This window comes from Paraburkholderia terricola, from assembly GCF_003330825.1.
Classification (GTDB): domain Bacteria; phylum Pseudomonadota; class Gammaproteobacteria; order Burkholderiales; family Burkholderiaceae; genus Paraburkholderia; species Paraburkholderia terricola.
On sequence record NZ_CP024941.1, the window covers coordinates 3,330,925 to 3,344,278 of the forward strand.

12 protein-coding genes are annotated in these 13,354 nt (G+C 66.0%); 5 read left to right on the plus strand and 7 right to left on the minus strand.

Going from position 1 to position 13,354, the window contains the following annotated elements; all coding sequences use genetic code 11:
• Positions 1-242: 242 nt before the first annotated feature.
• Positions 243-911: a TetR family transcriptional regulator gene (locus tag CUJ90_RS14870; RefSeq protein ID WP_083083246.1), complete on the plus strand. Its 669-nt coding sequence runs from the start codon at positions 243-245 to the stop codon at positions 909-911.
• A gap of 13 nt (positions 912-924) precedes the next feature.
• Here the strand turns inward: CUJ90_RS14870 and CUJ90_RS14875 are convergent, their stop codons facing one another.
• Positions 925-1,557: a cysteine hydrolase family protein gene (locus CUJ90_RS14875; protein ID WP_114163148.1), complete on the minus strand. Its 633-nt coding sequence runs from the start codon at positions 1,555-1,557 to the stop codon at positions 925-927.
• Between the two features lie 198 nt (positions 1,558-1,755).
• Between CUJ90_RS14875 and CUJ90_RS14880 the strand changes: the two genes are divergently transcribed.
• The gene (locus tag CUJ90_RS14880) at positions 1,756-2,751 is read left to right on the plus strand and encodes a helix-turn-helix domain-containing protein (protein WP_114163149.1); all 996 of its coding nucleotides are present in this window, start codon (positions 1,756-1,758) and stop codon (positions 2,749-2,751) included.
• Positions 2,752-3,043: 292 nt separating this feature from the next.
• Here the strand turns inward: CUJ90_RS14880 and CUJ90_RS14885 are convergent, their stop codons facing one another.
• The 6 genes from CUJ90_RS14885 to CUJ90_RS14910 form a co-directional block, all read right to left on the minus strand.
• Positions 3,044-3,805, minus strand: a complete 762-nt coding sequence (locus CUJ90_RS14885; RefSeq protein WP_114163150.1) for an SRPBCC family protein — start codon at positions 3,803-3,805, stop codon at positions 3,044-3,046.
• 33 nt (positions 3,806-3,838) lie between these two features.
• Complete coding sequence (locus tag CUJ90_RS14890; RefSeq protein WP_114163151.1) at positions 3,839-4,231, minus strand: DUF427 domain-containing protein; 393 nt, start codon at positions 4,229-4,231, stop codon at positions 3,839-3,841.
• A 206-nt stretch (positions 4,232-4,437) separates the two neighbouring features.
• Positions 4,438-4,935, minus strand: coding sequence for a carboxypeptidase regulatory-like domain-containing protein (locus CUJ90_RS14895; protein ID WP_114163152.1), 498 nt, complete (start codon positions 4,933-4,935; stop codon positions 4,438-4,440).
• Positions 4,936-5,237: 302 nt separating this feature from the next.
• Complete coding sequence (locus CUJ90_RS14900) at positions 5,238-6,740, minus strand: DegQ family serine endoprotease (protein WP_073429021.1); 1,503 nt, start codon at positions 6,738-6,740, stop codon at positions 5,238-5,240.
• A 157-nt stretch (positions 6,741-6,897) separates the two neighbouring features.
• A complete protein-coding gene (locus CUJ90_RS14905; protein ID WP_114163153.1) occupies positions 6,898-8,199 on the minus strand; it encodes an ATP-binding protein in 1,302 nt (433 codons plus the stop codon).
• A 4-nt stretch (positions 8,200-8,203) separates the two neighbouring features.
• On the minus strand, positions 8,204-8,866 hold the full coding sequence (locus tag CUJ90_RS14910; RefSeq protein WP_073429023.1) for a response regulator: 663 nt from the start codon (positions 8,864-8,866) through the stop codon (positions 8,204-8,206).
• A 330-nt stretch (positions 8,867-9,196) separates the two neighbouring features.
• Between CUJ90_RS14910 and dacB the strand changes: the two genes are divergently transcribed.
• From dacB to CUJ90_RS14925, 3 genes are all read left to right on the plus strand, one after another.
• Positions 9,197-10,873: a D-alanyl-D-alanine carboxypeptidase/D-alanyl-D-alanine endopeptidase gene (dacB, locus tag CUJ90_RS14915; RefSeq protein WP_114163154.1), complete on the plus strand. Its 1,677-nt coding sequence runs from the start codon at positions 9,197-9,199 to the stop codon at positions 10,871-10,873.
• A gap of 194 nt (positions 10,874-11,067) precedes the next feature.
• A complete protein-coding gene (locus CUJ90_RS14920; protein WP_114163155.1) occupies positions 11,068-12,018 on the plus strand; it encodes a sterol desaturase family protein in 951 nt (316 codons plus the stop codon).
• Positions 12,019-12,111: 93 nt separating this feature from the next.
• Positions 12,112-13,272, plus strand: coding sequence for an SGNH/GDSL hydrolase family protein (locus CUJ90_RS14925; RefSeq protein WP_073429026.1), 1,161 nt, complete (start codon positions 12,112-12,114; stop codon positions 13,270-13,272).
• Positions 13,273-13,354 lie beyond the last annotated feature (82 nt).

Sequence of the window (13,354 nt, forward strand, 5' to 3'; positions counted from 1 at the left end):
CGGCGCAAAAGTGTTTTGAAAGGCAACAGTGACGGATATTAACTGCTCGTCACGGCTTGGGCTATCCGATCGTGGGGTGCTATTATATATACATTCACGAATGCATGTAAAAGTACGTTTCCCTTCTCGCAGCGCGGGGACCTGCAAGATCGGTTCAAAATTTGCTTGTCAGCAGACGGATTGTCACCGGGCGCACTTCAAAACGCTCGGGAAAACCCCATGATTACGGCAGGTTATACCGTATGGCCAGAAGAACCAAGGAAGAGGCGCTGGAGACGCGCAGCAGCATCCTCGATGCGGCCGAACAGGTCTTCTTCGAGAAGGGCGTGTCGCGCACTTCGCTCGCCGACATCGCGCAGGCGGCCGGTGTCACGCGCGGCGCGATCTACTGGCACTTCGCGCACAAAAGCGATCTGTTTACCGAAATGTTCGACCGCGTGCTGCTGCCGCTCGACGAACTCAAGGCCGCCTCGCAAAACCCCAATGAACCCGATCCGCTAGGGCGCCTGATGGAAATCTGCACGGTGTGTCTGCGCGACACCGCTAACGATCCGCGGCGCAGGCGCGTGTTCGACATCCTGTTTCTCAAGTGCGAACTGGTGGAGGAAATGGGCCCGGTGATGATCCGCTATCAGGCCACCATGCGCGAGGGGCTCAACAGCATCGAGGGCGGCCTGCGCAACGCCATCTCCAAAGGGCAAATGCCGGCCGACCTCGATGTCACGACGGCGGCGTCGATGGTGCACGCGTTCGTCGGCGGCTCGCTGCGCGACATGCTGCTGTTGCCGGACGCCACCGATTTCGGCAAGCACGCGCAACAGATGGTCGAGGGTATGTTCGACGCGCTGCGGCTGAGCCCGGCGTTGCGCAAGGGCTATGCGCAGCGGCCGGCCGGCAGGCCGGCCGTCTAGCGCTGTCGTCGTTCTACGCGGCAGCCCGGCTGGCCCGCGCCTTCTGATTCGAAGCATGGATATTGCCGCGCTCGAGGGGTGTCCCGTTCGTCACCGCGGCGATCCACTCGTCCGTGCTGGCCACCGCCGCGAAGCGCGAGTGCAGCACCACGCTGAATACGCGGTGAATGTCCTCTGCGCTGGCAAAACCCGCGCTGTTCTCATACGGCACGGAACCCGTCGCGTCGTGCAGGAATTCGACGGCCAGCCCCGCGTGAACCGCATGATTGATGGTCGACGCGTCGCAGTTATGGGTCATGTAGCCGGCCACGGTCAGCGTGTCGATCCGCTGATCGGCAAGCCAGTCGGCCAGATCCGTTCCGGTGAACGCGCTCGGCAACGACTTCTCCACATAGTGATCGTGAGCGCGCGAACTCACTACCGGATGCAGGTCCGCGCCCTCGGTGCCGCGCGCGAACAGCGGCGAGCTGGCGGGCGCAAGGTTCTGCACCACCACCACCGGCACGCCGGCGGCGCGTGCCGCATCCATCGCGCGTCCGATGTTGGCGAGCGAGCTTTGCACGTCCGGGTATTCGATCGGCAAATTGCCGCTTACGTATTCGTTCTGTACGTCGATGACGATCAGCGCGCGGCGCGGTGTGGTCATGGCAAGACTCCTTCCTGTTCGATGAGTGGGGGGGGGCTCGCTTCTGCCCCGGCCGGTCGTCGGCCTTGCTCGACTTCCGATCCAGCCTTCGGGCAGCGGGCGATGACTGCATTGTTCGCCCGCCGCCGTTTTCCCGACAGCGGCCCGCACGACAATAGTCGCTAGAATCGGGCCATCGTTTAATTCACGAGGTGACGGATGGCTACACCGGCTCTGCCTGCCGCAATGGACGACGGCGCGTCCCGACATGTCATCGCGGTGATCGCGTTCGACCGCATCAGTCCTTTCCATCTTTCGGTGCCCTGCGTCGTATTCGGCGAAGAGCGCAGCGGCGGCGATCTGCCCGATTTCGACTTTCGCGTCTGCGCCGCCGAAAGCGGCACGCTGACCACCACGGCCGGCTTCACGATCGCCGTCACGCACGGACTGGCGGCGCTCGCCGACGCCCACACGATCATCGTGCCGAGCTGGCGCGATCCGGACGAGCCGCCGCCCGCCGCGCTGCTCGACGCACTGCGCGCGGCCCATGCGCGCGGCGCGCAACTGGTCGGGCTCTGTCTGGGCGCATTCGTGCTGGCCGCCGCCGGCATCCTCGACGAACGGCCGGCCTCCACTCACTGGGCGTGGGCCGACGACTTCGCGCGCCGCTATCCGCGGGTGCGGCTCGATCCGGACGTGCTTTATGTCGACGACGGCAACGTGCTGACCTCGGCCGGCACGGCGGCGGGTCTCGACTGCTGTTTGCACGTGCTGCGCAAGATGTGCGGCGCGCGGGCGGCGAACTACGTGGCGCGTCGGCTGGTGGTGCCGCCGCATCGGCAAGGCGGCCAGGCGCAATACGTTCAGCAGCCCATGCCGCCGAACCTGCGCGGCGACCGGCTAGCGGGCCTGCTCGATTGGGTCAGCGGAAATCTGGATGCGCCGCATACGCTTGACACGCTCGCCGAACGCGCATTGATGAGCCGCCGCACTTTCACGCGACGCTTCCGGCTCGCCACCGGCACGACCGTCGGCGCATGGTTGCTGGCGCAGCGGCTTGCGCGCGCGCAGCAGTTGCTCGAGAGCACCGACGAGTCGGTGGAACGGATCGCGGCCATTGCGGGGTTCGGCTCGACAGCTTCGCTGCGGCAGCATTTCGCGCAGGCGTTTCGCACTTCGCCGTCCGCATGGCGGCGGGAGTTTCGTGGGGTTTGAGCGCGTGAATGTTGAACGCAGGTGCGAGCGTTCGACCGCTCGTAAAAGGACGCTGACCAGGGGCGCGGACCAGAGACGTACGCCAGTAGACATGCCGAGCGCACGCGGACGCACGCAGGGCCGCGCATCCCGAGCAACGGCGGAAGCGATCGAAAGCGCTCAACGGCGACGCCCGTGCCGGGCCGCCAACGCCGTTTCGTAGTGGCTCACCGGGATTTCGTAGTCGCGCCGGCGCGACAGCGGCGACACGCGCGGCGGACGTAAGTCAACGAAGCAAGGCCACGCCAACCGATCAATGCTCGCTGATCCAGCGCGCGACATACAACAACAGCGCCACCAGAAAAATCATCACGGCCCAAGCCCAGTTCGGCACCGCATGCGGACTGGGCTCGGGATGCGAGACCCCAGGCGACACACCGTGGGACGTCCCATGCGCCGCGCCCGCCGCCCGTCCGGGCAACGCGTTGCCATGATCGGCGCGCGTGCGCCGCGCCACGCTGCCGAGCGTGATCGGCCGCAGGAACACATGCTGACGGCGCACCGCCGAGCCGCGCGCGCGATTCGGCCCTTGTCCATGTTTGGCCCGCACGACCGCGGCGAATTCTTCGAAAAAGTCATCGGCAAGCTGATGCAGCGCGTTTTCCAACTGACGCGTGGGCAGTTCGGCAAGCGGTCCCGAGGAGGTTGCCCAGATCGTGTAGTCGATCCGCGTACCCCGCTCGCCGCTTGCGCCGTGCGCGCTGTCTTCACCGCGCAAGCGCACTTCGATCTGGCCGCGCAACGCGCCGACGCCTTCGGCTCGCGCCTTGAAGTTGATGGTGCGGTGCTCGGCATCCGCCGGCCCGGAATCCTGGCCGGCCACGTGGGCGCGCGCTTCGTAACGCGCGCGCAGCGGGCCGAGCGGTACGGTCAGGGTGAGCGCGTATTCGCCGTGGGCGAAGCGCGTGAACGACTCGCAGTTGTCGAGGCTGGCGCGCAGCAAGGCGAGGTCCTGCAACGCATCCCAGACATCGGACGGTGCAAGCGGAATCCGTAACGCGTCGTTCACTTCCATGGCAGCCTCCGCGATGAACGCGCGACAGCGGGATCAGGACGTCTGATCGATGCGGTCGACGCGCGATGCGTAAAACGCGAGATACCCCTTGATCCGCATGACCGACTCGAACGGCGTCTCATAGCTCCACACCGCGTTTTCGATCAGGCCGTCTTCGGTACGCAGATGGAAGTACGACGCCTCGCCCTTGAACGGGCAGTGCGTGGTGTGCGCCGAACGTTCGAGCCGCGCCATGTTCACGTCTTCGCGCGGAAAATAGAACACGTCCGGCAGACCGGTTTCCGCGAGCGTCAGCCCCGCGTGCGTGTCGGCCATGGTCACGCCGCCGTGTATCACCCGCACGCGGTGACGGTTACCGGTGATCGCGATGGTGTGCTCGCCCTGGCTGGCGGCAGACCTTCCGTGAGGTGTCAAGGCATCGCTCATGTCTCGGCTCCGTGAAGTGTGCGGTCCTATGCGGTCGTATGCGCTCGCGCAAAACAGTAAAGCCACGGGGGTGACCCGTGGCTTCATTATCGGCCAAACTCTGGCCGATTGCGCAGTGTTCCTCGCCGCGTTTGCGCCGCTATCCAGCCAGTGTTCCCGCATGGCGTCCGACGTTGCCGCGGCGCCGCCAGGCAAAGCCCAGGCGCTTACTGGGTATTCCAGTAGAAGGCGGCCTTGGCGCTGCCCTTGGCGGGTACGGTCACAGCCTTCGACTGGTCCCGGTCCTTGTATTGCGCATGCACGGTGTAGCGGCCCGGGCGCAGCTTGATCAGCATGTACGGCCCGCGCGACGTGGCGTTCAACACCTCGCCGTTGTGCGCGTCGACCACCCGCACGTGGACGTCCGCAAGAAACTCCGCGGTGGGACCGGTAAAGCGCAGCGACAGCGGCCACTGGCTTTGCGCCGCCTGCAACGCCTTCGATTCGTCGAGACCGACGCCGCCCGACACGAACGAGACGTCGCCCTGCTGCTGAACTTGCGGCAGACCGCTACCGTTCGCGTTGCCCGCGCTGGTGTCGTCGGCGGTGGTGCCGCCCGTGACCTCGCTCGCCTGCTGTGCATGGGCGCCGCCCGCCAGCCCGAGCGTGAGCGCCGCGCACACCGCGGCGGCTACGATCCTTCGCTGATTGCGTTGGGTTTTCATCGGTTCGCTCCTCGTTAAGGTCCTTATGGCCCGGTGTGCCTCGAACGGCCCCGGATCAAGTGAGACGCAACCTGCGTGCCACGCTGCGGATCGTGCCCGCTGCAAGCCGCTGGCCACGCCTTATGAGGTGGCGCGCGGCGTCTTCCGCACCGCTGCTGAACACGCGAAAAAAAGCCGGTCCGCGAGCAGGATGTGCAAGGACCGGCAAGCGTTACTTCTTCAGATTCCCGCGCAGACCGGCTCGAACGCCGGTCGTGCCGCGAATCGGCAATCCACTCGCCGATCCGCCCACGGCTCGGTTATCAGCCGAGATCGACGGGCACGAAAATCTGCGCATTGTCGCGCTGGATCAGCAACGCGATGCTGTTGCCGGCGCCGGCGATCATCTGCTTGAGTTGATCGACGCTCGCCACCGGCCGGCCGTTGACCGCCAGAATCACGTCGCCCGGCTGAATGCCGGCACTTTCGGCCGCGCCGCCCGATTGCTGCACCAGCAGACCATGCGACACCGACGCGCCGCTCTTCTCCTGCGGCGTCAACGGCCGCACGGCCACACCGAGCCGGCTTTGCAACTGGGGCGGCTGATCGGCCTTGTCCGAGGCGACCTTGGTATCCGACAACGAGCCGATCGTCACCTTCAGATCCTTGGTGCTCTTGTCGCGCCACACCTGCACGGTAGCCGGGCTGCCCGGCGCGAGACCCGCGACCTGCGACGGCAGATCCGCCGAGTCGTCGACCGGTTGGCCGTTCACGGACAGGATCACGTCGCCCGGCTGCAAACCGGCCTTGGCCGCCGGGCCGCCCGGATCGACCGAACTGACGAGCGCGCCTCGCGGTTTCTGCATGCCGAACGAGTCGGCGAGCGTCTGGTTCACGCCCTGCACCGCGACGCCGAGACGCCCGCGGCTCACGTGACCGGTCTTGACGATGTCGTCCTTGACCTTGATCGCTTCATTGATCGGGATCGCGAACGAAAGGCCCTGGAAGCCGCCGGTCTGCGAGTAGATCATCGAGTTGATGCCGATCACTTCGCCTTGCAGGTTGAAAAGCGGTCCGCCCGAATTGCCGGGATTCACCGGCACATCGGTCTGGATGAACGGCGTGTAATTCTCGTTCGGCAGCGAACGCGATTTCGCGCTGATGATGCCCGAGGTCACCGTGTTGTCGAAACCGTAAGGCGAGCCGATCGCGACCACCCACTGCCCGACCTTGCTCTGGCGTGGATCGCCGATCTTCACGGTGGGCAGATTGCTCGCATCGATCTTCAGCACGGCGACGTCGGATTGCTTGTCGGCGCCGATCACCTTGGCGCGGAATTCGCGCTTGTCGGTGAGCTTCACCGTGACGACATTGGCGCCGTCCACCACGTGCGCGTTGGTCAGGATATAGCCGTCATTGCTGACGATGAATCCCGAGCCCAGGCTCGCGCTCGGCTGATCGGGCGCATCGCCGCCGTCAGGGCCTTGCATGCCCGGCATGCCGCCGAAGAAGTGCTTGTAGAACTGATAGAAGGGATCGCTCGGATCGATCGGCAACTGGTTGCCGCCGCCGTTGCCGCGCAATGCCGCCTGCTTCACGACATGCTTGGCGCTGATGTTGACGACGGCCGGGCCGTAGGTTTCGACGAGGCCCGAGAAGTCGGGAATGCCGGTCTTGGCGGCGGCTTCGGCGGGCATCATCGCGGCTTGCGCGGGCGTGATGACCTGCGGCGCGGGCACGTCGCGATGGCCCGCCACGTAGCCGACGGAGAGCGCCGCGGCGACAGCGACTGCAACGGCGCCGCGGGACAAGGTTTTCGCGTTCATCGTGTACTCCTGGAGGGGAGAAAGAGGCTTTGGGATGTCACGAAGCGTACGTGCTATCGCTTAAAAGAGTCTTAAGCAGCGACAGATCGCTTGATTCCCGCTGATAAGGCCGCGTTAAGCCTCGTTTAAGCCTCTTTACGAACAGAAAGCCCCATCTTCAGAAACGCACGGTGACCTGCAAACCGCCCGCCGGCGATTCGGCGAGCGACACGGCCGCGTGATGCTGGGTGGCGATGCGGCGCACGATCGCGAGCCCCAAACCGCTGCCCGCCACGTCGGTGCGCGCGCGGTCCGCGCCGGCGCCGACACGGTAGAACCGATCGAACACACGATCGCGCTCGGCCGGTTCGATGCCCGGTCCGCTATCGGCGATCCGCACCACCGGACGCCCGTCTTCGACATGCAGCGAAACATCGACATGCCCGCCCGGCGGCGTGTACTTGGTCGCGTTGTCGACGAGGTTGTTGAACATCACGCCCAGCGCCTCCGCGTCGCCGATCACCGTGGCGGACTCGCTCGCCTCGATGCCGAGATCGACGCCGCGATTCTGCGCGAGCGGCGCGTAAGCCGCCACGCAGTCCCGCAGCAGCGCGCGCAAGTCGATCGTGCTGGTGGCGCCGAGGCCGTCCGGCTCGGAACGCGCGAGCGCCAGCAGTTGCTCCGCGAGGCGCGTGGCGCGCGTGACGCCCGTTTGCAGATCGGCAAGCGCTTCACCGCGGGCGGCATCGTCTTTCGCGCGCGCCACCAGTTGCGCCTGAATCTGCACCGCGGCGAGCGGCGTGCGCAGTTCATGCGCGGCGTCGGCGACGAACGCTTTCTGAATGTCGAGCGCGGTGGCGAGCCGTTCGAGCAGCCCGTTCAACGCGCGCACGAGCGGCTGCACTTCGAGCGGCAAGCGCTGGTCGGGCAAAGCTTCGAGCGCCTCCGGACGGCGCGTGTCGAGCGCGCTCGTCACGCGCCGCAAGGGCCGCAGTCCGCGCCCGACGATCACCCACACCGCCACGCCCAGCAGCGGCAGCAGCACGATCAACGGCCACAGCGTGCGCAGCGCGACGTCGGCCGCAAGCCGGTTGCGCACGGAAAGCGGCTGCGCCAGTTGCACGACGTTATCGCCGACGATCGCGCCGTACACCCGCCACTCGCCGCGTTCCGTACGTTCGGTCGAAAAGCCGAGTTCGGCGCGCGGCGCAAGCGGCGCACGCGGACGCGAGTAATACATCAATACGCCGTTGCGATTCCAGATTTGCAGCACGATGCCTTCGTCGCCGGTATCGCGAGAACCGAGCACCTGCGAGAACGGTTCCGACGGCAGCGCCGCGGCGATCTGCTCCAACTGGTAATCGAACAGTTCGTTGGCTTCGGCAAGCGCCTGCCGGTAGATCAGCCAACCCGCGATGCCGATGCCGAGCAGCATCAGCGCAAGGAGCCACACCAGCAGTTGATGGCGAATCGACCTCATCGGCTCAGGCGTCCTTCGCGATCATGTAGCCGAGGCCGCGCACGTTGCGGATCAGCTCCGCGCCGAGCTTCTTGCGCAGCGCGTGAATATAGACCTCGACGGTATTGCTGCCGATCTCCTCGCCCCAGCCGTACATCTTCTCCTCGAGCTGGCTCTTGGAGAGCACCGCGCCCGGCCGCGCGAGCAGCGCCTCCAGCAGCGCGAACTCGCGAGCCGACAGCGCGACCGGCGCGCCGTCGAGCGTCACCAGATGCGACGCGGGATCGAGCGTCACGTTGCCGTGACGGATGGTCGAATCGCTGCGGCCCGATTGACGCCGGATCAGCGCGCGCATGCGGGCGCCGAGTTCGTCGAGGTCGAAAGGTTTGACGAGGTAATCGTCCGCGCCGGCGTCGAGTCCTTTGACGCGATCGGCGATCGCGTCGCGCGCGGTGACGATCAGCACCGGAATCGCATGGCCGCGGGCGCGCAGCGTGCGCAGCACGTCCAGTCCGTCGCGCTTGGGCAGGCCGAGGTCGAGCAGCACCAGATCGTAAGGCTGGGCGGCCGCCGCGCTGAGCGCCGCTTCGCCGTCCTCCACCCAGTCCACCGCGAAGCCTTCGCCGCGCAGCGCCTTGCGCACGCCCTCGGCGATCATCCGGTCGTCTTCGACTAGCAATATGCGCATGGCCCCAAGGCTCCAAACATTTGATGATGCCGCATTCTAGCCTCCGCTCGCGGCGCGCGCCGCGTGGCGCTTTTTCCACCGCAGCGCGGCGGCATGTCTCTACAATGTGCGCTTTGCGTCGCGCGGCCCGGTTCGCCTACGCGTGCGTTGCGTATGCGGCATGCGTCGAGCCGCCGCCTTTGCATCATCGGGTCGATGCGGCGCTCGCGAACGCGCCACGCAATCGCTGCACGAACGACTCGCGCGCTGCGTCGGCATTCACACGCTCGCTTGTTTGCCCCACGTGCCACACGTGCCCCACGCCCTGAAATCTTGCCTGCCCGCCCGTCCATGACGCTCGCTTCGTTGTCTTTTCTTGTCCGCGACGTGCTGCCGCGGTTATTCGCTTCGTCCGCTTTTGTGAACGCCAAGCCCCGCCGGTTCGCGCCGCGCACCGCAGCCCTGCTGCTTGTCTGCGCCGCGCTCGGCTGCGGCGGCGCGGCGCTGCCGCTTGCCGCCGAGGCTCGCGTCAAGGCCGCGCATCCGCGCGTCAACGTCACCACGGTGTTGCCGCCGCAGGTCATGGCCGGCTTGCAGCGCGCCCACGTGCCCTTGTCGTCGATCAGCGTGGTGGTGGAAAAAATCGGCGACCGCACGCCGATCGTCGCGCTCAACGCCGGCAAGCCGATGATGCCCGCCTCGACGATGAAGCTCGTCACCACTTACGCCGGCCTGTCGATTCTCGGCGCGGACTATCGCTGGCGCACGAACGCCTACGCGGACGGCAGCGTCGACGCCAACGGCGTGCTGCACGGCAATCTGTACATCCAGGGCACGGGCGACCCGAAGCTGGTGCCGGAAGAACTGATCGACCTCGTGCAGAAGATCCGCAAGGCGGGCATCACCGGCATCGACGGCGCGCTGGTGCTCGACAAGCGCTACTTCGATCCGTCCACGCGCGACCTGCCGCCCTTCGACGACGACGCCAGCGCGCCGTACAACGTCGGCCCCGATCCGCTGCTCTACGCGTTCAAGTCGCTGTCGTTCACGCTGACGCCTTCGTCCGACGGCAGCGTCGCGATCGACGTGCTGCCGGCGCTCGCGCAGTTGCAGATCGACAATCAGATGCGCGCGGTCAACGGCCCATGCCGCGGCGACGCGGCTTCGGTGTCGCCGTCCGTCGCGCCGCAAGCCAACGGCACGGTCATCGCGTCGTTCACCGGCGACTACTCGGTGCGCTGCGGCCCGCGCACTCTCAACGTCGCGGTGCTCGATCACTCCGCGTTTTTCGCGGGCGGCTTCCTCGCGCTCTGGCAGCAAAGCGGCGGCACCTTCAGCGGCGCGACGCGCGAGGGCGCGGTGCCGCTCGGCGCGCGCCTCGTCGCCATGCATCAGGGGCCGGTGCTCTCCGATATCGTTCGCGACATCAACAAGTTCAGCAACAACACGATGGCGCGCAACCTGTTCCTGACGATCGGCGCGGCCGAGGAAAAGCCGCCCGCCACGCCCGCCAAATCGGCGCGCGCGATCGAGGCGTTTCTGCGCCGCGACAGCGTCGACATGGAATACCTGACGCTCGACAACGGCTCGGGCCTCTCGCGCGACGAGCACATCACCGCGCTCGCGCTCGCCGATCTGCTGCAGCGGGCCAACGCGAGCCCGGTCGCCCAGGTGTTCGTGGAGTCGCTGCCGATCGCGGGCGTCGACGGCACGATGCGCAACCGCTTGACCAACCGGGGCGCGGGCGGCAACGCGCACATCAAGACCGGCACCTTGCGCGACGTGCGCGCGATCGCGGGCTATGTGGCCTCGGCGGACGGCAACAGCTACGTGGTGGTCAGCCTCATCAACGATCCGCATTCGGAAGCGGCGCGCGCCGCGCACGACGCGTTGCTCGAGTGGGTGTACCAGGGACCGGAACAGGGCGCGAGGCAAGTCGCGGCGCCCGTCACCGAACCGCGCGCTAAATCGGCCGGCGCGGCGGACGGCAAACCCAGGAAAAACCCGCGCAAACGCGGCGCCCATTGAGGATTCCTTCTAGCGAAGCCGCGCGCGCCCATGCCCTAAGCGTGTACGCTGTCGGGCAGTGTTCGAGGGGCGCGTAAAACACCCAGCGCGGCGCGCGAGCCGCGCAGCCGCCACGGTAGCGAGGGCTCCTCAAACGATAACGACACCAACCGCCGCGGCACACGCGGCGCTCAGGGACCACGGAGGAAGACACGATGCAATTCGATGCCGAATTGCTGCTGCTCGCCATGGCGCCGGTCTTTCTCGCATGCATCGGCTGGGAGGCGTGGCATGTGCGGCGCACGCGCCCCGGCGCGCGGCTCTATAGCTGGCCCGACACGCTCTGCAACGCCGCGCTCGCGCTGATGCAGCAAGCCGCCGACAAACTCGCGTGGCTCGCCATCATTCCCGTCTACGCGTTTGTCCACGACCACTACCGCGTCCACACCTGGCAGGCGAGCTGGGTGTCGTTCGCCGTGCTGTTCGTCGCGCAAGACCTGCTCTACTACGTGTTCCATCGTTGCAGTCATCGCGTGCGCTGGCTGTGGGCCGCGCACGTCGTGCATCACTCGTCGGAGCGGATGAATTTTTCCACCGCGTTCCGTCAGAGCCTGATGTATCCGGTCGCCGGCATGTGGCTGTTCTGGATTCCGCTCGCCGTGCTCGGCTGTGCGCCGACGCAGATCGTCGCCATCGTGTTGATCAATCTCGGCTTCCAGTTTTTCGTGCATACGCAGGCGATCGGCAAATTCGGCGGCAAGCTCCGCTGGCTCGAATACGTGTTCAACACGCCGTCGATTCATCGCGTACATCACGCGCGCAACGATCGTTATATCGACCGCAATTACGCCGGCGTGCTGGTGATCTGGGACCGGCTATTCGGCAGCTATGTCGAGGAAGATTCGCGCGAGGCGCCGGTGTACGGCATCGTCGAACCGCTTCACACGTATAACCCGCTCAAGGCGACGTTTCACGAATGGGCATCGATGGCCGCGGACTTCGCGAGCGTGCGCGGCTGGCGCAACAAGCTGCGCGCGCTGTTCGCGCCGCCCGCGTGGGCCGCGGATTATCACGCGCGCCGCGCCGCGGACCCGGCGCCCACGACCCTGGATACGACGATGAACGAACGCAATACGGCCGCGTTTCAAACGACGCGCAGACCGTAGAAGATTCTGTAAGCTGTCGTCACGCCGCCGACGCGGCGGGCGCTGCCTGCAACACATGGCATAGGGCCAGACATACGAGGAGATGAAGTCAAAATGAATCAAACAGCATCGAGGAAACAGCGGTGGTCGCGCGTCACGAAAGTCACGCTGGCCAGCACGGCGTTTGCGCTGCTTGCGGCGTGCGGCGGCGGCGATGACAACAACAATTCAAGCAGCACGCCTGCGGGCGGCGTGAAGTTGCAGATCGTGTCGTTCGGCGACAGCTTGTCGGACGTCGGCACCTATGCGCCGGTGATCCAGGGCAGCTTCGGCGGCGGCCGCTTCACGACCAATCCCGGTGAGGTGTGGACGCAGAAAGTTGCCGAATACTATGGCGACACGTTGTCCGCCGCGGCACTCGGCGGCTTTGGTCAACCGCTCGTGAACACCTCCGGCTATGGCTACGCGCAAGGCGGCGCGCGCGTGGTGGACCCGAACGGTCCGGGGCACGCGGCGGCCGGACAACCGAGCTATGCGCAAGCCACCACCGTGCCGGTCGTCACGCAGGTGCAAAACTATCTGTCCGCTCACGGCAGCTTCAATTCGAATCAATTGGTGCTCGTGAACGGCGGCGCCAACGACATTTTCGTGCAACTCTCCGCGCTCACGGCCGCGATTCAGACCGACATCGCCGGCGGCATGGACGCGCAAACTGCGGTACTGAAGGAAACGCAAAACACGCTGGTGCCGGTGGCCGTCGCGCTGGCGCAGCAGGTCGGCGTGATTCTGCAGAACGGCGCAACGCACGTGGTGGTGGCGAACGTTCCGGACATCGGCAGCACGCCGCTCGCGCAGTCGTTGATCCCGACGTCGGGGCCGCTCGCGCCGACGTTGTTGTCCGGGATCACGAAGGTGTATAACGCCGCGTTCTTCGGTGCGTTACAGCAGGCCGGCATCTACAGCAAGGTCATTCCTATCGACGCTTACACATGGCAAGACACGCTGATGGCCAACGCATCGGCCAGCGGTTTTACCGTGACGAACACGGGCACGGCGTGTAATTTGACCGCGATGGCGGCGGCCGCCGCGCAGTACGGCGTACCCAATCCGTCGGCGTATGCGTCGTCGCTGTTCTGCTCGCCGCAAACCTACACGGTCGCGGGCGCGGATCAGACTTACATGTTTGCCGATACGGTGCATCCGACGACGCACGTGCATGCGCTGTTCGCACAGTACGTGCAGCAGCAGATCGCGGCTAGTGGGCTTGGCAAGTGAGGTGATTCAGGGCGCCGTGTGACGGCGTTGGTTTTTTATTCCGCGAACGCCTGGCTGATTTCAAGCCAGGCGTTTTTCATGG

Bases quoted from the DNA above. Each gene is read 5' to 3' on its own strand.
- CUJ90_RS14890 (WP_114163151.1), bottom strand. From the start codon at position 4,231: ATGAGCGATGCCTTGACACCTCACGGAAGGTCTGCCGCCAGCCAGGGC.
- CUJ90_RS14910 (WP_073429023.1), bottom strand. From the start codon at position 8,866: ATGCGCATATTGCTAGTCGAAGACGACCGGATGATCGCCGAGGGCGTG.
- CUJ90_RS14895 (WP_114163152.1), bottom strand. From the start codon at position 4,935: ATGAAAACCCAACGCAATCAGCGAAGGATCGTAGCCGCCGCGGTGTGC.
- CUJ90_RS14900 (WP_073429021.1), bottom strand. From the start codon at position 6,740: ATGAACGCGAAAACCTTGTCCCGCGGCGCCGTTGCAGTCGCTGTCGCC.
- dacB (WP_114163154.1), top strand. From the start codon at position 9,197: ATGACGCTCGCTTCGTTGTCTTTTCTTGTCCGCGACGTGCTGCCGCGG.
- CUJ90_RS14905 (WP_114163153.1), bottom strand. From the start codon at position 8,199: ATGAGGTCGATTCGCCATCAACTGCTGGTGTGGCTCCTTGCGCTGATG.
- CUJ90_RS14885 (WP_114163150.1), bottom strand. From the start codon at position 3,805: ATGGAAGTGAACGACGCGTTACGGATTCCGCTTGCACCGTCCGATGTC.
- CUJ90_RS14875 (WP_114163148.1), bottom strand. From the start codon at position 1,557: ATGACCACACCGCGCCGCGCGCTGATCGTCATCGACGTACAGAACGAA.
- CUJ90_RS14870 (WP_083083246.1), top strand. From the start codon at position 243: ATGGCCAGAAGAACCAAGGAAGAGGCGCTGGAGACGCGCAGCAGCATC.
- CUJ90_RS14925 (WP_073429026.1), top strand. From the start codon at position 12,112: ATGAATCAAACAGCATCGAGGAAACAGCGGTGGTCGCGCGTCACGAAA.
- CUJ90_RS14920 (WP_114163155.1), top strand. From the start codon at position 11,068: ATGCAATTCGATGCCGAATTGCTGCTGCTCGCCATGGCGCCGGTCTTT.
- CUJ90_RS14880 (WP_114163149.1), top strand. From the start codon at position 1,756: ATGGCTACACCGGCTCTGCCTGCCGCAATGGACGACGGCGCGTCCCGA.